Origin of the sequence: Streptomyces sp. NPDC056987 (assembly GCF_042673865.1) — a bacterium.
Lineage (GTDB): Bacteria > Actinomycetota > Actinomycetes > Streptomycetales > Streptomycetaceae > Streptomyces.
Window position 1 is genome coordinate 55,504 of sequence record NZ_JBHURV010000039.1, and the last position, 23,456, is coordinate 78,959.

Annotated in this window: 12 protein-coding genes; 2 read left to right on the forward strand and 10 right to left on the reverse strand. The window is 75.6% G+C overall.

Annotation, left to right across the window (positions count from 1 at the left end):
* Nucleotides 1–2: 2 nt before the first annotated feature.
* From ACFTZC_RS33455 to ACFTZC_RS33500, 10 genes are all read right to left on the reverse strand, one after another.
* Entirely contained in the window at nucleotides 3–8,171 is an 8,169-nt protein-coding gene (locus tag ACFTZC_RS33455) for an amino acid adenylation domain-containing protein (RefSeq protein ID WP_382896160.1), read from the reverse strand.
* Nucleotides 8,158–9,027 (reverse strand): 3-hydroxyacyl-CoA dehydrogenase family protein, encoded by an 870-nt coding sequence (locus ACFTZC_RS33460; RefSeq protein WP_382896162.1) that lies wholly within the window; start codon nucleotides 9,025–9,027, stop codon nucleotides 8,158–8,160. The genes ACFTZC_RS33455 and ACFTZC_RS33460 overlap by 14 nt, the downstream gene beginning before the upstream one ends.
* Nucleotides 9,024–13,511, reverse strand: a complete 4,488-nt coding sequence (locus ACFTZC_RS33465) for a condensation domain-containing protein (RefSeq protein WP_382896163.1) — start codon at nucleotides 13,509–13,511, stop codon at nucleotides 9,024–9,026. Before ACFTZC_RS33465 ends, ACFTZC_RS33460 begins: the two co-directional genes overlap by 4 nt.
* Before the next feature lie 40 nt (nucleotides 13,512–13,551).
* Nucleotides 13,552–15,534, reverse strand: coding sequence for a non-ribosomal peptide synthetase (locus tag ACFTZC_RS33470; protein WP_382896165.1), 1,983 nt, complete (start codon nucleotides 15,532–15,534; stop codon nucleotides 13,552–13,554).
* A complete protein-coding gene (locus ACFTZC_RS33475; protein WP_382896167.1) occupies nucleotides 15,531–16,562 on the reverse strand; it encodes an HAD-IIIC family phosphatase in 1,032 nt (343 codons plus the stop codon). The genes ACFTZC_RS33470 and ACFTZC_RS33475 overlap by 4 nt, the downstream gene beginning before the upstream one ends.
* A complete protein-coding gene (locus ACFTZC_RS33480; RefSeq protein ID WP_382896169.1) occupies nucleotides 16,559–17,572 on the reverse strand; it encodes a 3-oxoacyl-ACP synthase in 1,014 nt (337 codons plus the stop codon). Before ACFTZC_RS33480 ends, ACFTZC_RS33475 begins: the two co-directional genes overlap by 4 nt.
* Nucleotides 17,569–18,678, reverse strand: a complete 1,110-nt coding sequence (locus tag ACFTZC_RS33485; RefSeq protein WP_382896171.1) for an acyl-CoA dehydrogenase family protein — start codon at nucleotides 18,676–18,678, stop codon at nucleotides 17,569–17,571. The genes ACFTZC_RS33480 and ACFTZC_RS33485 overlap by 4 nt, the downstream gene beginning before the upstream one ends.
* Entirely contained in the window at nucleotides 18,675–18,971 is a 297-nt protein-coding gene (locus ACFTZC_RS33490) for an acyl carrier protein (RefSeq protein WP_382896173.1), read from the reverse strand. Before ACFTZC_RS33490 ends, ACFTZC_RS33485 begins: the two co-directional genes overlap by 4 nt.
* 300 nt (nucleotides 18,972–19,271) lie before the next feature.
* The gene (locus ACFTZC_RS33495) at nucleotides 19,272–20,135 is read right to left on the reverse strand and encodes an ABC transporter permease (RefSeq protein ID WP_382896175.1); all 864 of its coding nucleotides are present in this window, start codon (nucleotides 20,133–20,135) and stop codon (nucleotides 19,272–19,274) included.
* Nucleotides 20,132–21,256: an ATP-binding cassette domain-containing protein gene (locus ACFTZC_RS33500; protein WP_382896177.1), complete on the reverse strand. Its 1,125-nt coding sequence runs from the start codon at nucleotides 21,254–21,256 to the stop codon at nucleotides 20,132–20,134. Before ACFTZC_RS33500 ends, ACFTZC_RS33495 begins: the two co-directional genes overlap by 4 nt.
* 305 nt (nucleotides 21,257–21,561) lie before the next feature.
* Between ACFTZC_RS33500 and ACFTZC_RS33505 the strand changes: the two genes are divergently transcribed.
* Nucleotides 21,562–22,377: a hypothetical protein gene (locus ACFTZC_RS33505; RefSeq protein ID WP_382896179.1), complete on the forward strand. Its 816-nt coding sequence runs from the start codon at nucleotides 21,562–21,564 to the stop codon at nucleotides 22,375–22,377.
* Nucleotides 22,378–22,545: 168 nt separating this feature from the next.
* Nucleotides 22,546–23,301, forward strand: a complete 756-nt coding sequence (locus tag ACFTZC_RS33510) for a hypothetical protein (protein WP_382896181.1) — start codon at nucleotides 22,546–22,548, stop codon at nucleotides 23,299–23,301.
* The last annotated feature ends 155 nt before the right edge of the window (nucleotides 23,302–23,456 follow it).

Consider the following 23,456-nt stretch of genomic DNA (forward strand, 5'->3'; position numbering starts at 1 on the left):
CTCTACTCCCCCTTCAGCAGGCCGAGTTCACCGGCCAGCACTCGGCCCACCTCGGACAGCGAATCGGGGCTGCCCATGTCGGCATGGCGGAACTCGCCGGGGACGACCCGGATCCGGCCGTCCGTCACGTACGGCTGCCACGAGTCGACGGTCATCGGGACCGACATGTCGTCCGCCCGCTTCTCGAAGAAGAGGACATCGCCCCGGAAGACATCGGGCCGGAAGACCCGGCCCAGCCTCAGGTTGTTGCTGTACACGTTCCCCATGCCGATCAGATGCCGCTCGGTGAAACCGGACAGCAGGCTGTCGGTCTCCCGGGCGATCTCCAGGAACCGCGCGGTGTCCAGCTCGTCGAGGCGCAGGGCGGCCGGCTGGATCCCCGCGAACGCCAGGAGAGCGGCGTACATCATGCGGGCCCCGCCCAGCTCCTCCTCCGACGGCGGCGCCGGGTGGTCGGCCATCACATAGGCGTCGATGAGCGCCAGCAGACCGACCTGTTCGCCCGCCGCCTGCAACCGGGTCGCCATCGCGTGGGCCACCACCCCGCCGAACGACCAGCCGAGCAGGTGGTACGGCCCCTTCGGCTGGATCGTCCTGATCTGCTCCAGGTAGTCGTCGGCCATCGCCGCGACATCACCGGGCAGCGGCTCGTCACCGCCGAGCCCCCGGCCCTGGAGCGCGTAGACCGGCTGATCCGCGCCAAGCCGTCGCATCAGCACCGAGTACATCCAGCCGACCCCGCCGGCCGGGTGCACACAGAACAGCGCGGGGCGCTCCCCGGTCCGCCGCAGCGGCAGCACCACGTCGAACGCGAACCGCTGGTCGTCGGCGCCCAGCCGCTCGGCGAGCGCCGCCACCGTCGGCGCGACGAACAGGGTCGCGGTGTCGACATCGGTGCCCCAGGTCGACTCGATCCGCCGGGCCAGCCGGGCGGCGAGCAGCGAGTGACCGCCCAGATCGAAGAAGTTGTCGTCGATGCCGACGGCCGGCAGGCCCAGCGTCTCGGCGAACAGCTCGCACAGATGCTTCTCCTGGACGTTCCGCGGCGCCCGCCCCGCCGGCTCCGCGGCGGCCTCCGGGTCCGGCAGCGCGCCATGGTCGGTCTTGCCGCTGCGGGTGAGCGGCAGTTCCGGCAGGACGACGACCGCGGCGGGCACCTGATGGGCGGGCAGCACGGCGCGCAGGCTCCGTGCCAGCTCCGCCGGGAGCGCCGCCGCCACGCCCGCCGTGGCCGGTTCGTGCACGGCGCCGTCCGCCGGGTCCCCGGCGCCGGCGTACACGTCCCGGACCACCCCGTCGCACGGCGCGGGCAGCAGCACGGCGTCGAAGCGGCCGGGCGCGGCGCCCGGCGCGGCCAGCACCCGGTAGCCCAGCCCCCGCCCCAGCTCCGCCAGTTCGTCCGGCCGGACGCCGGGATCCCCGGAGACCCGTAGGTCCAGCGCGCCGATCGTGGTCCCCGGCGCGGCGGCGTCGAGCGCCCGCACCACGGCGAGGTCCGCGGCGGGCCGGGCGTCGGGGATGTCCGTGACCCGCAGCGGCAGCACCCCGCCGGCCGAGGAGAGCAGCGCGGCCAGCTCCGCCGTCCCGCCCACGTCGGCGCCCCAGACGAGCCGGGTGGCCCCGGCCGCCGAGACGCCCGGCAGCGGCGCCTTGTACAGCGTCACGTCGTAGCGGTAGCGGGTCAGCTCGTTGTCGTGGCTGCCGGACTTCAGCCGGACGTCGGCCGCGTCCCCGAAGGCGCCGAAGAACCCGGGCGCCACCGCCAGCTCCTTGTCCAGCAGCAGCTTCCGCCCGGCGGCCAGCCGCGCCCGGGCCACCGTCGTCAGCGCGCCCGCCGCCCCGACCCCGGCCGCCGTGAACAGCACGGGGCGGCTCCTGGTGTCCCTGACATCGCCGACGAAGACGGCCCCGCCCGGCGCCAGGAGGCGCAGCGCGCCGGTCAGCACCCGCTCCAGATACGCGCGCGAAGGGAAGTACTGCACCACGGAGTTGAGGACCACGGCGTCGAAGTGGCCTTCCGGCAGCCCCGAGAAGTCATCGGCCGCCCGATGGTCGACCGTGACCCTGTCGCGCAGCGCGGGCACCCGCGCCACCTGCCCGCGCAGGGTCTCGACCGCGACGGCGGAGAGGTCGGTCGCGTGGTAACTCACGCAGTGCGGGGCCAACTCGGCGAGGACCGCCCCGGTGCCCGCACCGATCTCCAGCACCCGGCGCGGAGCCGCCTCCCGGACGCGCGCGACCACGGCGTCCCGCCACTCCCGCAGCGCCTCGCGGGGCAGCGGCGCACCGTCGTACGAACTGTTCCACCCGGCGAAGGAGTCGCCGAACGGGGCGCTGTCCGGGCTCTTCCGGTACGCGCCGGCCTCGATGTCGTAGACCCGGTCGTGCACCGCCGCCCAGTCGGCGAGCACGTCCTCCTCCGCGACGGTGGCGAGTCCGGCGGCCGCCTCGGGCACGACATAGGCGACGAGCCGGGGCCCGCCGGCGCCGCCCGTCCACGCGCGCACCGCGGCCTGCGCCACGGACCCGTGCGCCAGCAGCGCCGACTCCACCTCGCCGGGCTCGATCCGGAACCCGCGGATCTTGATCTGGCGGTCGGCGCGGCCGGTGAACTCCAGCTCACCGGCGGAGTTCCACCGGGCGAGATCGCCGGTGCGGTACATGCGCCGGCCCGGCGCGCCGAACGGGTCGGCCACGAAGCGCTCGGCGGTGCGCGCCGGCTGCCCGATGTATCCGCGGGCCACGGCGGGCCCCGACAGGTAGACCTCGCCCTCCAGACCGGGCGCCACCGGGCGCAGCGCCGCGTCCAGCAGATGGATCCGGGTGGCGGCGACGGGGCGGCCGATGGTGGTCCTGGTGCCGGTCAGCTCGTCGCTGACGGTCGCGCAGACCGTGTCCTCGGTCGGCCCGTACGCGTTGATCAGCGGATGGCGGGCGGCCCAGCGGGCCACCAGCTCGGCGGGCAGCGCCTCGCCCGCCACCCGGATCACACAGCCCTCGGGCAGTCCCGCGCCGGGGTCGAGCACGGCCAGCGCGGACGGCGGCAGGGTGAGCGCGGTGATCCGCTCCTCGTGGGCGAGGCGTTCGAGCCCCCGGCCCGGCATCAGCCGGTCCGGGGCGGCGACGACCAGCGTCGAACCGCTGCACAGCGCCTCGAACATCTCCAGCAGCGCGGCGTCGAAGGCGGGCGCCGCGAACTGGAGGACCCGGGCGCCCGGGCCGAGCCGGGACCGTACGACGGTGGTGCTCAGCACCCCCGCCACCCCCGTGTGCTGGACGAGAACGCCCTTGGGCCGACCGGTCGAGCCGGAGGTGTGGATGATGTAGGCGGCGTGCGAGGGCAGCAGCGGACGGGTCCGCTCCGCGTCGGTCACGGGCCCGTCGTCGCGCCCGGCGATCCGCCGGGCGGTGTCCGGGTCGTCGAGGACGAGGAGGTCCTCGCCCAGTTCCGGACGGACGGCGTGGGCCCGGTCGGTGACCACGACGGCGGGCCGGACGTCCCCGAGGACGAGCCGCAGCCGCTCCTCGGGATGGTCCGGGTCGACGAGCATCACCGCGGCGCCCGCCGCGACCACCCCGCACAGCGCCGTCACCGTCCGCGCCGAACGGGGCAGCACCAGTGCCACCGCCGCCTCGGGACCGACGCCACGGGCGATCAGCTCCCTGGCCACCCGGTTCGCCCCGGTGGACAGCTCGGCGTACGTGAGGTCCGCGCCCTCGCCCCCGGCGCTCCGGACGGCGGTCGCGCCGGGCGTCGCCGCCGCCTGCGCGGCGAAGAGCGCGGCGATCGTACGCGGCGTCACCTCGTCGCTGTCGTCGTTGCTGCTGCTGCTGCTGCTGCTGCCGCTGCCGCTGCCGCTGCCGTACGAGGCGAGCGCCGCCCGCTCCGCGTCGTCGAGCAGATCGACCCGGGACAGCGGCGTCCCCGGCGCCTCGACCAGCAGGTCCAGCAGCCGGAGCGCCCGGGAGAGGAAGCGCCCCGCCGTCGCGCGGTCGAAGACGTCCGCACGGTGCAGCAGGTTCAGCAGCATCCCGCCGGACGACCGCGGTACGGCCATCAGCGTCAGCGGGTAGTGCCCGGCGGTCTCGTTGCGCGCGGCGAGGAACGACAGCTCGGGGACGTCCGCCCACGGATCCCGGTCGACCGGGAAGTTCTCGAACACCATGGCGGTGTCGAAGAGCGCGTCCACGCCGACGGCGTGCTGGATCCGGGTGAGGCCGAGGTGATGGTGCGCCAGCAGCCGCGCCTGCTCGTCCTGCACCCGGCGCACCAGCTCGGCCAGTGACTCGGCCGGGGACACGGTGACCCGCATCGGGATGGTGTTGACCAGGAAGCCGACGACCGACTCGACACGGGCCACCTCCGGCGAGCGGCCGGACACGGCCACCCCGAACACCGCGTCGCCGCGGCCCGTCCACTGCGCCAGCAGCAGCCCCCAGCAGGCCTGGAACAGCGTGTTGACCGTGACACCGAGCCGGCCCGCCAGCCCGGTCAGCCCGGCCACCCGCTCCGCGTCCAGCTCGTGCTGGATCCGCGCGGGCCAGGCGGAGCTTCGGCGCAGCCCCGCGGGGGCCAGCAGGGTCGGCCGTACGGGCTCCAGCGCCCGGCGCCACGCCCGTACGGACTCCTCCTGGTCCCGCTCCGCGAGCCAGGCCAGGACCTCGCGGTGACGCGGCGCGTCACCGAGGGCGGCCGACGCTTCGGGACGGGCGTACAGCTGGAACAGCTCACGGGCGACGATCTGCACCGACCAGCCGTCGAGCAGGATGTGGTGCGTGGTGATCAGCAGCCGGAACCGCCGCCCCGCCCGGCGGATCAGGGTCAGCCGGAGCAGCGGCGGCCGGCCCGGGTCCAGCGGTGCGGTGCGGTCCTCCGCGGTCAGCCGCTCGGTCTCCGCCTCCTGCCGCTCCTCGGGAACACCGGTCAGATCGACCACGGTGAGGGGAGGTTCCGCCTCGGCGCGGATCACCTGCACCGCTCTGCCGGACGGCAGCCGGAGGAAGCCCGCCCTGAGCCCGCTGTGCCGGCGGCAGAGCAGCGCGGCGGCACGCCGCAGGGCGTCCGGATCGAACGGGCCGGCGAAGTCCAGGGCCGCCTGCATGACATAGACGTCCTGGTCGCGCTGGTCGTGGTGGCTGTGGAAGAGCAGCCCCTCCTGGACGGGGGAGAGCGGCAGGACCTCCTCCACCCCCGGACAGGCCGCGGCCAGCCAGGCGCGCTCCTCCGCGTCCAGTTCCACCAGCGCCCGCTCCCCGGACCCGGCCGGCGGCTCCGGGACGGACGCCAACTCCACGGCCACCTCGGCGAGGAGACGGGGCGTACCCCGCTCGAACACGTCCTGGAGGGAGACGACCAGACCGGCCTGGCGGGCCCGGCGCACCAGCCGGATGGAGGCGATGCTGTCGCCGCCCACCGCGAAGAAACTCTCGTCCGGGCCCACCTCGGCGCGGCCCACGACCGCGGCGAACACCGCGCACAGCACCTCGACCGGGCCCTCGGCGGCCCGCGCGACCTCCGAGGGCGCCGGCTCCGCCGCGGCGGCCAGGGCGGCCAGCGCGAGCCGGTCGGCCTTGCCGTTGGGGTTCAGCGGCAGCGCGTCCAGCAGCCGGATCCCGGACGGCACCAGCGGCTCGGGCAGTTCGGACCGCAGCGCCCCTTCGAGCGCGTCCGGGACACATCCGCCGTCCCCCGGTACGACGAAGGCGGTGAGCCGGCGGTCGCCCGTACCGTCGCCGGTGGCGACCACGACGGCCCGGGCGACTCCCGGCTGCCGCAGCAGGGTGGCCTCGACCTCACCGAGTTCGACCCGGTGGCCGCGCACCTTCACCTGGTGGTCGGCCCGGCCCGCGAACTCCAGCCGCCCCTCGGGGGACCAGCGCGCGAGGTCGCCCGTCCGGTACATCCGCCCGCCGGGCTCGGCGGAGAACGGATCGGCGAGGAACCGCTGCGCGGTCAGTCCGCCGCGGTGGGCATAGCCGCGGGCCAGGTACTCCCCGGCCAGATACAGCTCGCCCACGTCGCCGGGCGGCACCGGGCGCAGCGCCGCGTCCAGGACGTGACAGCGCACGTTGGCCACCGGGCGGCCGACCGGCGGCTCGCCGGGGGAGCCGGGATCACACTCCCAGGCGGTCGCGTAGACGGTGACCTCGGTCGGGCCGTAGATGTTGAACACCCGGGCGTCCGGGGCGTGCCGGTGCACCTCCCGGACCAGCTCGGCGGGGAGCGGCTCACCGCAGAAGACGTAGTTCGCCGCCCGCTCGGCCACCCACTCCGCCTCCCGCACCCGCCGGTAGACCGTGGGCACCGTGTTGACCAGCGTGCCGCTCCAGTCGGGGGTGTCGACCAGCGACAGCAGGTTCGGCACCAGGTCGACGCTGCCACCGGCCATCAGCGGCACCAGGATCTCGAACACCGACATGTCGAAGCTCAGCGAGGTGGAGCCGAGCACCCGCTCGAACGCCTCGGCGCCCAGCGCGGCCACCGACCAGGCGGCGAAGTTCACCACGTTCCGGTGGGTGACCACCACGCCCTTCGGCCGCCCGGTGGAACCCGAGGTGTAGATGACATAGGCGGCGTTCCCCGGCCGTGGCTCCACGGGGGCCGGTACGCCGCCGGAGCGGGCCGCCGGTCCCGCGGTGTCCGCCGTGCCGTCCATCACCACCAGGGGTACGGAGAGCGTCCCGGGGAGCCGGTCCAGCAGCGCGGAGGCGGTGAGCACGGCCGCCGGGCGCGCGTCGTCGAGGAGGTAGCGGATCCGGCCGTCCGGGTACTCCGGGTCGACCGGCAGGTAGGCGGCGCCCGACTTCAGCACGGCCAGGACGGCGACCACCATCTCCGGCGTCCGGGGCATCATGACGGCGATCACCCGCTCCGGCGCCGCGCCCCGCTCGGCCAGTAGCCGGGACAACCGGTCGGCCCGCTCGTCGAGTTCGGCGTAGGTCAGCTCCGTTCCCCGGTGGCGGACCGCCACCGCGGCGGGGGCCCGGCGGGCCTGCGCCAGGAACGCGCCGGGCACGGTGCCCTCCCGTACCGGCCGCGCCGTGTCGTTGAACTCCTCGCGCAGACGCCGGAGTTCCGCCTCCTCCGCGAGGTCGAACCGGGCGACGGGCAGGCCGGGTTCGCGCGCCATCCGCTCGAAGAGGGCCGCGAACCGGCGCTGGTGGCCGCCCGCCCCGCCGGCCCGGACCTCGATCACCCACGCGCCGTCGGCCCCGGCGTCCGCCCGCACGTCGAGGCCGCCCGCCGGGGCCCAGACCGACACCACCGTGGCCGCACAGGGTCCGAACGCGACGGTACGGCGGTGATCCACCAGCCCGCACACCAGCTCCGGGCCCACCGCCACGGGGCCCGCCGCCGCCCCGCCGGATCCGGCGCGTACGCCGCCCCGCCGGGCGCGGCGCAGCTGGGCGCCCGCCGCCGCGACCACCTCGGCGAAGGTCCGGCGGGGCGTCAGGGCCAGCCGGACCGGAACGGTCGTACCGGCGGTCCGGCAGCCGACCACCACGTCGTCCGACCCGGTTCCGCGGTACGCGTAGACGGCGAGCGCGGCGACCAGCACGGCCGCCTGACCGCCGCCGCCACGGCGCGCGGTCGCGGCCAGCGCCGGGCCGGCCGTGACCCGGGTCCGCGCGGACGCGTCGAAGCGGGTCACCTCCGCGGGCGTGCCACCGGGCGCGCCACCGAGCGCGTCCCCGCGGGGACTTCGGCCCGCGCGGTCGCCGGCCGCCGTCCCTTCCGGGGCGTCGGTGGCCGGGGCATCGGTGGCCGGGACACCGCCACCCGGGGCGGCGCACCGCGCGCCGTAGTGGTCGGCGGCCCGGCGCAGCACCGCCTCCATCACCTCCTCACCGGCGGACGGCCCACGGCGCAGCTGGAACCAGCCGTACCGTTCGGCCGCCAGCCGGAAGACGAGATGGACGGTGTCCCGCGCGCGGTGCCCGTCGTGCGGGGAGCCGAGTTCCCGCCCGATCCGCGCCTCGGCGAAGGCGTCCGGGTCGGCCGCGCCGGTGGCGTCGACCAGCTCGCACCCGGCTCCGGCGTCCGTCACCGCGGCGAGCAGCGCGGACTCCCGCACCGGTCCGCTCAGCCGGACGTACTGCGCGGTGTACGGTACGGCGCCCCCGGAGGCGGCGCCCGGCGCGCCGTGGCGGGCCGGTTCAGGCGTAGACATGGAAGCCCCTTCCGGTCTTCCGGCCCAGGTGCCCGGCCGCGACGAGCGCCGTGAACGAGGACGGCGGCCGGTATCGGTCGTCGCCGGTCTGCTCCCCGAGGACGGTCAGGGTGTCCAGTACGTTGTCCAGGCCGATCAGGTCGGCCGTGCGCAGCGGCCCCATCGGATGGCCGAGACACTTCTCGAACACCGCGTCGACCGTCGCGGCGTCCACGGCCCCCTCGTCGACGAGAGCCGCCGCCTCGGCGACGCACATCATCAGCACCCGGTTCAGGACGAAGCCGGGTCCGTCCGCGACCACGACGCCCTGCTTGCCGAGGCGGGCCAGCAGGGCCAGCGCCCGGTCCATGGTCTCCGGGGAGGTCGACTCCGCGCGGACCACCTCGACGGTGTCCTTCAGCGGCACGGGGTTCATGAAGTGGAGCCCGAGGACGCGTTCGGGGCGTTCCGTCCGGGCGGCGAGCAGCGCGACGGGGATGGCGGAGGTGCAGGACGCGAGCACCGCGTCCGGCGGACAGACCCGGTCGAGTTCCGTGAACAGCTTCTCCTTGAGGCCGAGGTGTTCCGGGGCGCACTCGACGACGAACCCGGTGCCGTCCAGTTCCCCGACCGCCGTCGCCCAGCGCACCCGGCCGGTCTCCCCGGCCGGCCCCCGGCCGAGCAGCCTGGCCAGCCGGAGGGACTCGGCCAGCCGGTCACGGGCCGCGTCGGCGGCGCGGCGGTCCGGCTCGACGACCACGACGTCACAGCCGGACCGGATCAGGCTGTGGCAGACGCCCACGCCCATGGTCCCGGCGCCCACGACGCCGACCGGTCCGGTGGGCTCCGCCGCACTGTCCTGGGTGTTCCTGGTCATCGTGGTGCCTCCGCCGGGTTGTCGGGGTCGTCGGACCGGTCGTCCTGGGAGCCGGCTATGGCGTCGAGCGCCACCTCGTGCACGGGCGCCCCGGGGCGGTCCACCAGCGCGGCCAGCAGGCGCGCCAGGTCGGCGGCGAAGGCCGCCGCGGTGCTCGCGTCGAAGAGTTCCGGCGCGTAGTGGACGGTGAGCGCCGGCCCGGTGGCGCCGGCCCCGGACTCAGGCCCGGAAGCGGCCCCGGAACCGGACTCGGACCAGGACAGGCTGAGTTCGGCCCCGCTCCGGTCCGCCCCGGTGCCGTTCCCGGCGTACCGCACCGGAGGCGGTACGGCCCCGGGCGCGAGGGGTTCGTACGGCGTACGGCCCAGCCTGGCCGTCAGCTCGGTGAGACAGGGCTCGTCGGACAGGTCGACGCGCACCGCGGCCGGCCCGCGCGGGGCGTGGACCAGGACGGCCACCTCGTCCTGGCCGGTGTACCAGGCGAGCAGGGTCAGCCAGGCGGCGAGCAGGACACCGTCCGGCTCCTGGCCGGCGGGCAGCGGACGTCCTGCCACCGCCGTGGCCGAGGCGGACGCGTCGACCGGCCGGGAGGGACGCGGCTGGTCGGCCGGGACGCGGACCTCCGGCAGGGGGCCCGGGCCGGAACGTACGTACGGCTCCGGCCGCGGCGTCCCGCCGGCCCCCGGCCCGGGGACAGGACGGCCGGTGTCGGTCGCCCCGGCGAGGTCGTCGAGGATGCCGAGGTAGGCGGCGGTCAGCTCCGCGGCGGTCTCCTCGGTGAAGAGTTCGGTACTGAACTCCAGGCAGGCGGCCATGTCCTCCTCGCCCTCCCGGTCGGTGGTGACCAGGGTCAGGTCGAACTTGGCGGTTCCGGCCGGCATGCCGCCGAACAGGTTGGTCACGGTGTCGCGCTGGTCGAAGAAGTCGCCGACGGCGGCGCCGATCGGCTGGATCGGAGGCAGTTGCTGGTGCACGTAGAACACGTCGAACAGCGGGGTGCGGCTCAGGTCCTTCTCGACGCCGAGGGCGTTCACCACCAGGTTGAAGGGGATCTCCTGGTTCTCCAGGGCGCCGAGCACCACCGACCGCACCCGGCGCAGCAGTTCGCGCAGGCTCGGTCCGCCCGACAGGTCGGCGCGCAGCGCCACCGTGCTGTTGAAGAAGCCGATGAGCCCTTCGAGCTCGGGCCGGTTGCGGCCGGTCGTGGGCGTGCCGACCACGAGGTCGCGCTGCCCGCTGTACCGGCCGAGCAGCACGTACAGCCCGGTGAGCAGGACGACGAAGAGGGTCACGGACTCGCGGCGGGCCAGCTCCCGGAGCGCCCGCACCACCGGCGCCGGGACGGTGAAGGGGCGCAGGTCGCCGACGAAGCTCTTCCGCGGCGGCCTGGGGTGGTCGGTGGGCAGCGCGAGCACCGGGGCGTCGCGCAACCGCTCGGTCCAGTAGGCGAGTTCGTGGTCGAGCGCCGAGCGTGCCACGAGGTCGCGCTGCCAGCGGGCGTAGTCCCGGTAGCGCACGCGCGGCGGGTCGAGCTCCGCCCGGCGTCCTTCCTGGCGCGCGGCGTAGAGGACCGGGAGTTCGCGCTGGAAGACCTTGGGGGAGTGGCCGTCGTTGACCGAGTGGTGGACCGTGACCTGCACGACGTGCTCGTCCCGGCCGAGCCGGACGACGAGGACCCGCAGCAGGGGATCGCGCTCCAGGTCGAACCGGACCTGCGCGGCCTCGCGCACCAGCTCCCGCGCGGCGGCCACCGGGTCGGGCGCGTCCGAGACGTCGCCGAAGCGGAAGAAGTCCCCGAGCGCCGGCCGGATCCGCAGCGCCGGGCCGTCGTCCAGCTCCACGAAGTTGGAGCGGAGCACCTCGTGACGCTCCGCCAGGTCCTCCCAGGTGCCGCGCAGCGCGGCCACGTCGAGCGGACCGCGGACATGGCTGACCATCGGCAGGTTGTAGAGGGTGGTACCGGGGTCCAGCTGGTGGTGGAACCACATCCGTTCCTGGCCGAAGGAGAGCACGGCGGCGTCCCCGCGGACCACGGGCGGCAGGACGCCGGGCGCCGTGGGGGCCGGGGCGAGCAGCCGGGCGAGATCGGCGGCCCGGGGACGCTCGTAGACGTCGATCAGCTTGGGGCGTACGCCGTACCGGGCCTGGATCCGGTCGACCAGCTGAAGGGCGATGAGGGAGTTGAGACCGAGCCCGGAGAAGTCGTCCTCGGGACCGATCGGCTCCTCGGCGTGCAGCAGGTCCCGCAGCGTCTCCCGCAGCCAGCCGACCCCGTCCCCGGCCTCCGCTGCTCCGGCGTGACCGGTCGCCGCTGTCGGAGCGTGCCGTACCGGAGCGGACTGTACGGAGGCGGACCGTGCGGGCGCGGGCCAGCACGGCGTACCGAGCATCGGGTGGCCGGGGAGCCGCACCCGCCGGGCGCCGGGGGCAGCCGGCTGCACCGCGGCCCAGTCCACGTCGATCCCGTGCTCGTACAGTGCCCGGACGGCGTCCGTGAACCGGTGGGCGACCCGTACCAGCGCCCCCTCCTGCCCGGCCAGCCGTTCGGTGAGCAGCCGGCCGAGCGCCCCGTCCGGGCTGGGTTCGAGGAAGAGGACCGGTCCGCCGGCGAGCAGGGCCCGGGCCGCGCGGACCAGTTCGTCCGCGTCGACCGGAGCGGCCCGCGCGGCGTCGAACTCGGCGGGCCCGACGCGGGCGGGGAGCAGACCGAGGGCGTGCCGGGCCGCGAACCGTGACGCTCCGGCGCCGAGCACGGCGTCGAACACGACGCCGCGGTCCCGGAGCGCGTGGAACACGGCGAGCTGCGCGGCGATGACCCGCCCGGTCCGCCCGGTCGCGGGGATGCCGGGCGGCGGCTCCCCCTCCGGCATGTCCGCGGGCAGCGCGTCCGGCGAGAGCAGCAGGGCGACGGCCGGCGGTCTGCGGCCGTCGTACGGGCGGTGGTCGCCGGCCCGCAGCCGGTCCGCCCGGTCGGCGAGCCGCCCGGCCAGCTCCGCGGTGCTCCGGGCGGTGACCGTGGTGCGGTACGCGTGGTGCGTACGGCCCTGGCCGAGGGTGAACACCACGTCGTCCAGGTCCGGTTCGCCGTCCCGCAGCGCCCGCGCCAGGTCGCCGCAGAGCAGGGCCAGTGCCTCGGGGCTACGGGCCGACACCCCGGCGAGCCGGGGCTCGCCGTCGGGCGCCCGTCGCACGGCGGGGCGGGGCGGCGCGGGCGGCTCCGACACCACACAGTGCGCGTTGACACCGCCGAGGCTGAACGAACTCACCCCGGCGAGCCGGGGCCCGCCGTCCTCGACGGGCCAGGCGCGCGCCTTGGTGACCACGTCGATCCCGGCCGCGGCGAGATCGAGGCCACCGGTGGGCCGTTCGAAGTGGAGGGAGGGGTACAGCTCGCCGTGGCCCACGCTGAGCACGGCCTTGACCAGTCCGGCGATCCCGGCGGCGTGGTCGAGGTGGCCGATGTTCGTCTTCACCGAGCCGATCGGCAGCGGTTCCCCGCGGCCCGCGAACGCCTCGGCGATCGCCTCCAGTTCGACGGCGTCCCCGAGCCGCGTCCCCGAACCGTGGGCCTCCAGATAGCCGGCCTGTACGGGATCGGCGCCCGCTGCGGCCCACGCCTTCGCGATGACACGCCGCTGGGCCGCCGCGCTCGGCGCGCTGATGGTGGCGGCGGTGGGCCCGTTGTGGAGTGTGGCACTGCCCCGGATCACGGCATGGACCGGGGCCCCGTCCGCGCGGGCCCGGCGCAGTGTGGTGAGCAGGAGTACGGCTCCTCCCTCACCGGAGACGGTTCCGTCGGCGTCCGCGTCGAAGGCCCGGCACCGGCCGCTCGACGACACCAGTTCGCTGAAGCCGGCCGCCTCGGCGGCGGGGAGCCCCTCCACCCGCAGGCTCACCCCGCCCGCGAGGGCGTACTCGGCGTCACCGGAGGCGAGTTCGCGGCACGCGTGGTGCACGGCGATCAGCGAGCCGTTGCAGCCGGTGTCGACCGCGTGGCACGGCCCGGCGAGGCCGAGCGTGTGCGCGATCCGGGCGGGGAGCCCGAACGGCACGTTGCCGAGGGTGCCGAGCGCCCCCTCCTCGCCGGTCAGGGCGTGGTAGCCGGACCACGCGGCGCTGAACACCACGGCGGTCTCGCTGCCGCGCAGGCCCGCCGCCGAGTACCCGGCGTCGTCGATCGCCCGGTGGGCGAGGGTCAGCGCCATCCGGTGCTGCGGGTCGATCAGCGTGGCCTCCCGCCGGGAGAGGCGGTGGAAGGCGTGGTCGAACGTGTGGATGTCCTCGATGTGCCCCATGGGGAGCCGGCGTACGGCCGGATCCAGGCCGGTGGCCTCGGCACGCTCGGGCGGCATCGGGCCGACGGAGTCGCGCCCCGCGGCGAGTTGGGCCCGGAACTCCTCCAGGCTCGACGCCCCGGGGACCCGCAGGCCGATGCCGACGATCGCGATCTCCTCGCGGTCCGCCCCCGTACGCAGCACGGTCATCCCGGCCCCCCTCGTCCTCTCCCGAAAAGCCCGAAAAGCGTCATATCTCGAACAGGACGGGCCCACCGGTGCCCGTCCCGGAACGTCCGCGCCCCTCGCCGCCGCGGTCGCTGTCGTCGCCGTAGCCCACGCCCTCGTCGTCGCCCGGCTCGGGACGGCCGGGCCGCTCCACTCCCGCCGCGGCCTTGTCCAGGGCCGCGGCCTGCTCCGCCACGGTGAGCAGTTCGAAGAGCTGCCCGACCCGCAGGGCCCCGGGCCGGGCGCGCTCCATCCGCAGATGGAGCTCGACCACCCGGCGGGAGTTCCCGCCCACCTGGAAGAACCCGTCGTGCGGGCCGAAGTCGTCGTGCTGGAGCACCGCCGTCCACATCTCGGCCAGCGACCGCTGCGTCGGTGTCCACCGCTGCCGCCCGGCGAGGGGGGCCTGTGCCCCGGCATCCGGCAGCAGCGCCCGGAGCGCGGCCTCGTCCGCCTTGCCGCTCGGCCCCAGCGGGAACCCGCCGAGCGCGACGAAGCGTTCCGGCACCGCGGCGGGGATCATCCGCTCGGCGCAGAACGCCAGCAGCTCCCTGGTGCCTGGCAGCGGCGTGGCGTTCCCGGCCGGTGTCCAGAACGCGACGAGCGAGATCTCCGCGTGCGCGTCGGACACGCCGAGCACCACCGCCCCGCCCACGGCGGGATGGCTCTCCAGCGCGGACTCCACGGCCCGGCACTCGACCCGGGCACCCCTGACCTTCAGCTGGCCGTCGGTCCTGCCCCGGAACTCCAGATCCCCGTCCGGCTTCTCCCGGGCCAGGTCACCGGTGCGGTACATACGCGCTCCCGTCCGCCCGGTGAACGGATCGGGGACGAACCGCGCCGAGGTCTCCGCGGGGCGCGCCGCGTAGCCCGCGGCCACCTGCGGGCCGCCGATGTACAGCTCGCCCACGTCCCCCGGCCGCACGGGTGCCAGCCGCCCGTCCAGGACGTACGCCGTGGAACCGCTGGTGGGCCGGCCGATCGGCACGACTGGCTCGTCGGCCGCCCGGACGGGGTGGGTCACACAGCTCACGGTCGTCTCCGTGGGCCCGTACTCGTTCCGCAGCTCGGCCCCCGGCAGCAGCGCGCGGTGCCGCTCGGCCAGCGCGACCGACACGGACTCGCCGCCGAGGACGACCAGTTGCGGGCGGACACCGGCGGACGCCAGGGCGGGCAGCATGAGCCGGTAGAACGACGGCGTGGCCACCAGGTGCGACGCCCGCCAGGCACCGGCCAGCCGGGCCGCCGCGTCCGCGTCGGACAGCTCCCCGTCGCCGGGGAGTACGGCCGTTCCGCCCAGCCGCATCGCCCACAGGGTCTGCATCAGCGACCCGTCCCACGTCAGCCGCATCGCGGAGAACGTGACCAGGCGCGACTCCTCGTAGGGGTAGTTCCGGGAGCCGTGCATCGCCTCCAGGTTGGCCGCGGTGACGACCACGGCCTTGGGCACACCCGTCGAACCCGAGGTGGTGATCACGTACGCGGGCGTGCTCCCCGGCACGGGCCTCGTGGGGTCGGTGAAGGGCGCCGCGGGCCCCGGCGCGTCCTGTTCGAGCACCGCGGGGGCCGACCCGCGGGCGCCGCCGGCCAGCGCGGCCACCGCGCCGGCCGGGGTCGCCGGGTCCTCGGGATCGAAGACGACGGCCCCGCAGTCGATGTCGTCGAGCAGCGCCCGTACCAGCCGCGCCGGATGCCCGGCCGCCACGACACACCAGGCCGCGCCGATCCGTGCCGCCGCGACCATCCCCACGACGGCCCGCACGGTCTGCCGCTGGTACAGCACGACGGTCCGGCCCGGCCGGACACCGGCGGCCGCCAGCCGGGCGGCGAGCGCGGCGCTCGACGCGTCCAGCTCCCGGTAGGTGAGCGCCTGCGTGCCGACCACGATCGCGGTGCGGTCCGGCACCCGCGTGAACTGCTCCACGAGCGCCTGGAGCGCGCCGCGCCCGGCCCCAGCCCCCGCCCCGGTCGCCGTCGCCCCCGTCGCGCCCCTCGCCCCGGTCACAGGTTCTCCTCCCCGACGACCGTGACATGACCGGTGTGCGGCGGTACGGAGCCGTCGTGCGCGAGCAGCACACGCTCACCGTCCGTGCCCGCCATCGCGAAGCCCGCGAACCTGAGGGTCACCAGCATCACCCGGTTGACCTCGGTGGGGACGAACTCGGCGAGCGGGCGGCGCCCCGCCGCACGGGCTCGCCTGACGGCATGCCCGATCAGCGCGGTGCCGACGCCACGGGACATCACCCGGCAGGACATCAGCGACAGGAGCAGCACGGAGTCGGCGCCGCGGAACTCCGACACGGTGAGCCCGATCGTCCCGTAGCTGCCGAAGCGGTCCCGGAGTTCGGCGACCAGCACCTCGTGCCGGTCGGAGGCGCACAGCCGCCGCAGCTCCGCCCTGCCGTACGTGCGGCCCGTGGTGTTGAGCTGATGGGTACGGACCGTCAGTTCATGGGCCCGTGCCAGATCCTCCTCGGAGGCCCGCCGCACGGTCATCACCAGGCCCAGCGATGCCAGGAAGTCGGAGCCCGTTCCGGTGAACCCGTCCTCCGCGTCGGCCCTTCGGCGCTCCGCGCGGTACAGCTCCCGGCGCTGCCGCGCCTCCCGGGTGACGACGGGCGGGGTGAACTCGGGCAGCTCGGGCAGTCCGGCGAGCCGGTCGGCCGGATAGCACCGCACCTCGGGGAGGACGGCGGCCACCTCGGCGCGCTCCACCGGGTCGTTGTCCACGAACGCCACCGTGTCCAGAGCGATGTTCAGCCCTTCCGCGATCCTGCCCACCGCCGCGGACTTGGGCCCCCAGCCCACCTCCACCGCGCAGAACAGGTCCGCGACGCCGTGCTCACGCAGATGCGCCGCGGCGGGACCGTACTCGCCCCGGCTGGCGACCGCGTGGAGGATCCCCCGTTCGTCGAGCGTCCTGAGCGTCCGCAGCGCCTCCGGTGTGGGCGCGGCGTCGTCCCGCTCCAGCACGACGCCCTTCCAGAGGGTGTCGTCCAGGTCCCACACCAGGCACTTCACCGTCGGCGTCAACGGATCACACCTCCTGTCCGGTCGTCGAGACGGCGCAGCAGCCAGGTGCTCCAGGCCGCCACGGGGCTGCTGTTCATCACCAGCGAGTAGGCGCCCGGAGCCTGGGAGGCGGCGGCGTCCGCCAGGTTGACCAGGACATCCATGGAGCCGAGATGGCCGTACGCCGCGAGGTTGCGCCGGCAGACCGGGTCGATCTCCGCGTCCAGCGCCTCCTGCCAGAAGGCGAACGCCCCAGCGGCGAGGTTCTGCGTCAGACGGGCGGCGATCCGGTCCTGGCCCAGTCCGTTGCGGGCCAGCAGCTCCGCGTTGAGCGCGGCGAAGCGCTTGCGGCTCTCCACGGCGAGCCGGAACGAGTACGTCGGCTCGTCCGCGCACTCCTCGGTCCACTCCCGCTCGGGGACGTCGCGGTAGTCGATGCGGAACAGGTCGGCGTACGCGCCGTCGCTGCGGACGGTCTGGTCGACGAGTTCATGGGTGCCGTCGCCCGACGTGGTGAGCAGGACCGCGGCGGCGCCGTCGCCGAGCAGTGTCATCGGCGGCCGGTACCGGGACCGCGTCGGGGTCCGGGCCGTGGTGACGACGAGGACGGTACGGCACCGGGGGTCGCCGCGCAGCAGCGCCGAGCCGAGGGCGAAGGCCGCCGAGACCGAGACGCAGCCGAGATCACCGACGCCGGTCGTGAACGCCCGGTGCGCGCCGATCCGGTGCTGGAGGCGGGTCGCCTCCGAGGCCAGCAGATACTCCGGGACCCGGCCCTGCACCAGCAGCAGCGCGTCGAGGCCGCCGGCGTCGAGCCCCGCCCGGCCCAGCGCCGCGCGTGCCGCGTGTTCCGCCAGGTCCACCTCGGAGGCTCCGGCGGCGTCCCGGACGGTGTCGACGCCGAGCGACAGGGCGTGGGCCCGCCGCGCCGCCGGGAGGCCGGCCAGCTCCGGCAGTCCGGCGACGGGGAGTTCCCGCTCCGGGAACCAGGTGGCGACCGGACCGATGATGACGCGCCGTGGCGTGGTCACCGCGCACCGCCTCCCCGCGGGCGGCCCAGCAGATGGTCCCCGATGGTGGCCTCGGCGACCTCGTCCGCGCCCTCGATGATCTGCATGACCTTGGCGTCCCTGAAGAAGCGGCCCGCCCGGCTGTCCGGCGCGCACCCGGCGGCGCCGAGCAGCTGCACCGCCCGGGCGCTGACCGACGCGGCGGCCCTGGCGGCCGTGTACTTGGCGACCACGGAGGCGAGGATCGCGTCGGGGGAGCCGTCCCGGCGCAGCCCGGCCGCCCGCGCGCACAGCGCCTCGGCCGCGAGTGTCTCGGCCGAGCAGCGGCCGAGCGCGGCCCGTACCGCCCCGTGCCCGGCGAGCAGGGTGTCGCCCTGTCTTCGCCTGCCGGCGTGCGCCACGGCGTCGTCGAGGCAGGCCCGCGCCATGCCGACGCAGCCCCAGGCGACCGTGTACCGGCCGTGGTCGAGCGCGGTGCCGGTCACGTGCGAGAGCCCGAACCCGGGCGGCGCGATCAGATGGCTCGCGGGCAGGACGACCTTGTCGAAGGAGACGTGCGCGAGCCGCGCGCCGCGCATCCCGAGCTGGCCGGTCACCGGCTCGACCGTGACCCCGCGCCGGCCGGTCTCGACCAGCCCGGTCACCAGACCGCCGGGGGCGCGGCCGAGCACCAGGAGCACATTGGCGACCTGACCGAACGTCACCCAGACCTTGCGTCCGGACACCCGGTGGTCACCGCCCCGCGGCCGGAACTCGGTCGCCACCGCCGACAGGTCGGTCCCGGCGCCCGGCTCGGTGGCGGCCAGCCCGGCGATCAGCTCACCGCTCACCAGGCGCGGCAGCCACGCGGCACGCTGCTCGGCGGTGCCCCACCGGTCCACGGCGGCGCCCACCATCCCCTGGACCGTCAGCAGAGCCCGCAGCGAGGTGCACACCGCGCCCAACCGGGCGGCGACATCGCCCAGTTCGCACGCGTCCGCGCCGCCCCCGCCGACCTCGGCGGGCCGGTCGAGGCCCAGCACACCGAGCCGGGCCGCCAGCCGGACCGCCTCCGCGGGCAGACCGGTCTCGTCCCAGGCCCCCGCCTCGGCCAGCGCGGTCTTCACGAGCGGCTCGACATCGATCACGACGCCCCTCCGCCGGCCCGCTCCCCGCCCTTGAGGCGTACGAAGCCGGCGACCCTCGCGGCGGTGCGGAAGTTGTCCAGGTCCAGGTCCTCCACCTCCACGGTGATCCCGTACGTCCGCTCGACGTACGTCACGATCTGCAGCGCCTGCAGAGAGGCCACGAGCCCGAGCGCGAAGTAGTCGTCGTCCGGTCCGAGTTCCGTGCCGGTGAGTGAGCTGAAGTACTTTCGCAGCTCGTCGACGAGTTCGTCGTTCCGGCCGGGTGCGGCCACATCGGAGATGTCGTTCACCATGCCTCCCGGGCATCTCGCTCCGTATAACGCCTGTGAGCAACTCGCCTAGAGCCATGGGTCGTTGTCGCGAATGAACACCATGGTATTTCCCCTCGGAAAGCCGTCGGGAGCGCGGCGAAGGGCGTCCCACGGATGGGCAAACCCTAGTTGTCGATTTCCGGGGAGGTAAAGCATTTTCCGGGTCCGCTCCGAAAGAAAAAACTGAATTCAGGCGTGAATGAAATACGTTTGGACCGGCTCCCTTCCGTGGTCCGCGCACAGGTCCGCGCACAAAGCCCGGTGGGGCCGCCCCCGGGCCGGTTATTCCGGGCGGTTGAAGCGGTGGGCGGCCCACAGCAGAGCCATCGCGCCACCGGACAGGAGCAGGGCGGCTTCGAGCGGGAGCGGAGGCGGCCAGCCGGCCCATTCGATGCCGCCGGCGGCCGCCTGGTCCGGCGCCCGCAGGGCGATGCAGCGGCGGAGCATGTCCACCCCGTAGGCGAGCGGATTGACATCGGCCGACGCGTGGGCCCAGCCGGGCAGGGACCGGAGAGGGAAGAAGCCTCCGGAGAGGAACATGAGAGGCATCATCACCACGCCGAGGAGCGTGTGGAACGTCTCGGCTCTGCGGAGGCCGACGGCCAGAGCCAGGGCGAGCGCGGTGATGGTGAAGGAGACCAGGATCATGCAGCCGAGCAGCAGCACCAGCAGGAGCGGGTCGTAGGGCAGGCCGACCACACCGGCCAGACCGAGCAGTACGGCACCCTGGACCGTGGCGACCAGGGTGCCACCGGCGCAGCTCCCCAGCAGCAGGGTGGAGCGGCCGACCGGGGCCATCAGGAGTTCGCGCAGATAGCCGCTCTGCCGGTCGGTGATCAGACGGATGCCGACCATGATGGCGGGCGCCTGCACTGTCATCATCAGAATGCCGGGGAAGAGGTACGTCTGATAGCCCACATCCAGGGACGAGTCGGGGATGAGAGCGGTCAGTCCGCCGCCGAGGATGAGCAGGAAGAGCACCGGGTGGAGCAGCATGAGCGCGGTGTGGGCGCGCTGACCGGCCAGGCGGAGCAGATCGCGGTAGACCAGCGCGTGGACCGCGCGGAGTTCGTGCCGCAGACGGGTCGGCCGATCGCTGCCGGAGACAGCGGAGACGCCGGAGGTATGGACAGCGGGTGTCGTCATCGGCCGCCCCCGCCCTCTGCCGTGGTGTCGCCCGGGGCGGTGCCGGCCGCTGCCCGGCCGGCCTGCGCGGCGTGGAGGCTGCGGCCGGTGTGGTGGAAGAAGACGTCGTCCAGGGTGGGCCGGGTCGCGGAAGCGGCGTGCACGGCGATGCCGTGGCCTTCCAGCGCCGCGCACAGGCGGGGAATCCAGGAACTGCCGTCGGGCACCCGCAGACAGACCCCGTCGGCGTCCACGGTGAGGGAGTGCTCCGGCGGCGCGACCCGGCGGACGATCTGTTGTGCCGCCGCGTCCTCGCCGGTGCGCAGCACGACCCGGTCGTCGCCGATCGCCGCCTTCAGCGCGAGGGGCGTGCCCTGTGCCACCACGCGGCCGTGGTCGATGATGGCGATGCGATCGCAGTTCTCCGCCTCGTCCAGATAGTGGGTGGTGACGAAGACGGTGCGGCCCTGCCGCTCGCGCAGGGCGCGCAGATGCTCCCAGATCTGTGCGCGGGCGTGCGGGTCGAGACCGGCGGTCGGCTCGTCCAGGAACAGCACACCGGGAGCGTGCAGCAGCTGACGGGCGATCTCCAGGCGACGCCGCATACCGCCGGACAGCGTGCGGACGGGAGAGCGCCGGCGGTCGGTCAGCCCGGCCGTCTCCAGTACCTCGGTGGCGCGCTCGCGGGCGTAACGGGATCGCATCCCGTAGAGGCGTGCGTGGATGTGGAGGTTCTGTTCCGCCGTCAGGTCCGGGTCCAGGGCGCTCTGCTGGAACAGCATGCCGACCCGTCGACGGACCTGGTGGGGCTGGGTGAGCACATCGGCGCCCGCCACGGTGGCGTGGCCGGCGGTGGGCCGGGCCAGGGCGCACAGCAGGGCGATGGTGGTGGACTTTCCGGCACCGTTGGGGCCGAGGAAGGCGAAGGTCTCGCCCTGGGGCACATCCAGGTCCAGACCGCGTACGGCGTGGGTGGTGGTGCCCTGCGGGCCGGGGTAGCTCTTGACCAGTCCGCGCGCGCTGACGGCGTACTCCGGCTCGCGCTCGGGCTCGGGGGAGTGGGGCGCGGCGTGCGGACCGGTGAGGGCGCCGGTCACGGGCACTGCGTGGGCGAGATCGTCATCACCTGCGTGTAGCTGCATGCGGTCTGGTCCTCATCCGGGAGTCAGGGCCTGTCGATCAAGCCGGTGCTCCGGCCGGGGGGGGGGGCGGGGGCGCGTCCGGGTGCGGGGGGGGGGCCGAGCGGGGCGCGTCTGGGGGGGCTGCCTGGGGGGCGGCCCGGGGGCCGGCGGGGCCCCCGGCGGCCGGGCCGGGGCCGGGCGCGGCGGACTGCGCGGGGGCGTGCGGGCCCGGTCGCGCCAGAGGCTGCGCGGCGGGGCGGGGCGCCCCGGGCGGTACGGCGCGCTGCACGGTAGGCGGTACGGCGGCGGGCCGCGCGGGGGCGCCGGTGGCCGGTGCCGCCGGTGTGGACGGTGCCGTCGGGGCCGTACCCGAACCGGTCGGCGTGGTACGGCGCAGCGGGACGGCGGCCGGGGCGCTCGGCGCCGGAGCCGTGGAAGCCGCCGGAGCCATGGGGGCCACCGACGTCATCGGCCCGGAGCGCGGCTGCGCGGCGAGCAGTGGCCGCCCGGCGGAGCCCGGACCCGCGACCGGACCCGTGGAGGCACCACCGGGAGCGGCGGACCGCTGTACGGCGACGGGCGCGGGGGCCGCGGTCCGGCGTGCCGGAGCAGCGGAGGCGGAAGCGGGAGTGGAGGCGGAGGTAGGAGCGGAAGCGGAGGCGGGAGGCGAACCGGCGGGCAGGCTGCGCAGCGGCGTCCCGGACGGGCGCGGAGCGACCGGTGCCGTACGGGACACCGGAGCCGACGCGGCGGACGGCGCCGTGGTCACCGGCGGAGTCGAACCCACCAGCGGAGCGACCGGCGCGGGCGCGGACGGGAGCGCCGTCGGCGCCTCGGCCGCTGCCGTGGTGCCGGCCGATGACCGCTGGACGACCGGTGCGGGCGCGGGCGCGGATGCCGGCGCGGACCGGGTCGGACCCGCCACCGGAGCCGGCGTACCGGGCACCGCAGGGCGAGGACCGGAACCGGCGGGCCCGGCAGAGGAAGGCGAGGGCGACGGCGACGGCGCGGGGGTGTTGACCGACTGCCGCTGCACCGGAAGCGCACGCGCGGGGCCGCCGGCCGGGCCGGCGGAACCGGAAGCACCGGACGACGGCTCACTCAGGCCGGGGCGGACCACGGGGGCCGGAGCCGACGCCTGAGGAGCCGGAGGAGTCGGGCGCACGGGAGAGTCCCCGGGGGCCGACCGCGTCACCGGGGTGGCACCGGTGGCACCGGGCGCGGCCGAGCGCTGCACCGGAGCGGATGCCCCGGTCGGACTCCCCTCGCCGGGCGCGGCAGGGCCCGTCCCCGTACCGGCGTCAGGAGCGGTGAGCCGCTGCGCACCCGTCGGCGCCGCCGAACCGCCGGAGCGCGTCCGCGTGGACCGCTGGACCACCGGCGGCGCCGCGGCGGGCGAACCGGAGACCGGCGCCCCGAGCAGCGGACGCCGCGGCGGCGTCGGCGCCACGGGAGGCACCGCGGAAGAAGGGGAAGAGGACGGCGGGGAAGCAGGAGCGGGCGGAGCCGGGGGTACGGCACCGCTGGTGGGCGCACCCAGCGCGGTCGTACGGCTGGGGCCACGGGCCACGCTGCGCTGTACGGGCGCCGGGGCCGCCGAAGAGGCGGGCGCCGCCGAAGGGGCGGACCGGCCGGTCGCCCCACGGACGGGAGCCTGCGCCGTGGAACTGGTGGAGCTGGTGGAGCCCGACGATGCCGGGGCCGTGGGCGCGGCCGGAGATGCCGGGGCCGCTGGGGCCGGGCGCTTCGGTGACGCCGGGGGCGTCGCGCCCTTCGGCGCCGGAGGCCGGGGCCCGGGCCCCGGCGGCACGGCCGGCGCCGATCCGCCCTTCGGACCGCTGCCCGACTCGCCGCTCGGCTTGCTGCCGCTCCGGGCGCCGGACGGCTCCGTACCGGGCGCGACGGCGCGCTGCACCGGAGTGACCGGAGCAGGAGACGCCGACGCGGGCGGGGAAGCGGGCACAGGCGCGGCCGAAGGAGCAGCCGAAGAAGAGGAAGAACGGGTGGGCGACGCGGCCGGACGCGCGGCAGGGGGCGGCGTCGCGGAAGAAGCAGGCGCAGCCTGAACCTGCGGAGCCGAAGGAGCCGAAGGAGTCGTCGGAGCCTGCGGAGCCGGTACGGCCGGACCAGCCGCACGCGGCGCCGGAGCGGCCGGAGTGGAAGGAGACGCCGGAGCCGGTACGGCCGACCCGGACGCGGCCGGAGCAGCCGCGCGGGAGAC